This window comes from Christiangramia aestuarii, from assembly GCF_009735585.1.
Classification (GTDB): Bacteria; Bacteroidota; Bacteroidia; order Flavobacteriales; family Flavobacteriaceae; genus Christiangramia; species Christiangramia aestuarii.
This window is the reverse complement of record NZ_VJVW01000023.1, coordinates 1-1,568: the sequence shown is the minus strand read 5'-3', so window position 1 is coordinate 1,568 and position 1,568 is coordinate 1. Positions and strand designations below refer to the sequence as shown.

At 46.6% G+C, this 1,568-nt stretch carries 1 protein-coding gene; it reads right to left on the bottom strand.

What is annotated here, in order from left to right; translation table 11 throughout:
* Window positions 1-90: 90 nt before the first annotated feature.
* A partial coding sequence (locus FLP08_RS15415) for an HYR domain-containing protein (protein WP_156278065.1) occupies window positions 91-1,568 on the bottom strand: 1,478 nt, incomplete at its 5' end.

Genomic DNA, 1,568 nt, shown 5'->3' with positions numbered 1-1,568 from the left:
CGTAAACTGAGGGAGCTGCTGGGAGAACCCGGAGGCACTCACTAGCAAGATTCCTATGATTAAAGCTATTTTTTTCATGGTTTCCCTATTTTATTTTGTTCCTAAGTAGATGTATCCCTGTATCGGTTCGAACTCACTATTTCTGATCTCCAGAATATAGAAGTAGGTACCCGATGGTAATTGGTTCGAGCTGGTAAAGGAATTCTTGGAGAACCCATCCCAGTTGTTCTGGTAGTTCCTGGCAGTAAATACCTCGGCACCCCAGCGGTTAAAGATCTTCAGGTCGTAGGTGAATCCGCATTCAGTATCCAGGTCTACGGTAAAGAAGTCGTTGAAATTATCCCCATTAGGAGTTACCGCCTTGGAGATGCTTTCTTTAAGATCAATTAGACTACACTCTAGTACCACACAGTCATCATTGATCAATACGGTTAACTCTGTAGTTGACGGGCAGTTGCCTTCAACTTCGTAAGTGAACGTATAAGAACCAACTTCTAAGAGAGTAGGGTCTACAAAGCTACTATCCAGCGCACCGGTATTATCGGTGTCGACCCAGGTTCCGGTTTCGTCCAGATCTTCACCAGAGATAAAATCGAATAGATCGAAAGCTGTATCTTCCACACATATATTAGCCGTAGTGGTTATAATTTCTGAAGCTACCGGCTCTTCGATAGTTACAGATGTCACTCCAGAAATCTGACCAACTTCGTCCCTGGCGGTCACCTGGTAAGTGCCTGGTTCGAGATTCTCGAACACACCACTTTCCTGGTAATTTTCACCATCTACACTATAAGTAAGCCCTTCCCGTGTTTCCACGGTAATGGTTCCGGTTGGGTTGGCACAGGTTGCCTCGGCAGTGATCGATGCCACCGGCGCCGAAGGAGGTGCAGGATTGTTCTCGTTTACAGTCACTGTGAAGCTACACTCGACATTATTTCCAGCAGCATCGGTAATCGAATACCTGATAGTGGTGGTTTCACCAACCGGGAATTCTTCTCCTGAAGCGATTCCCTGAGTAAGCTCTACGGTAGTTCCTTCACAATTATCGGTCACAGTGATCTGGTCGTAAGTGACCACAATGAATTCAGTGCCAAACTCGGCATTTATCGTTATGCTTTCGGGACACTCAACGGTTGGTGCTTCATTGTCGGTTACGATCACCTCAAAACTAACCGTGGTGGTGTTGCCAGAAGTATCGGTTGCAACGTAAGTCACCGTGGTGCTTCCAACCGGGAAGTCTTCCCCGGGAGCCAGCCCGCTGGTAAGTTCAATGCTTTCTAGCCCGCAATTATCTGTAGCTAATGGAATATCATATTCTACCACAGCGCTACAGACTCCAGGATCATTATTTACCGGAATATCGGATACTTCTTCGAATACCGGCGCCTGGGTATCGATCACATTGATGATCTGTTCACAGCTGCTGCTGTTTCCAGCGGCATCAGTGATAGTCCAGGTAACGATAGTTTGTCCAAGTTCAAAGACTTCCGGAGCATCATTGGTGACGACCAAGTCTTCTCCTGCAGTACAGTTATCGTTAACCACTGGCATTTCCAGTGATACCGAAC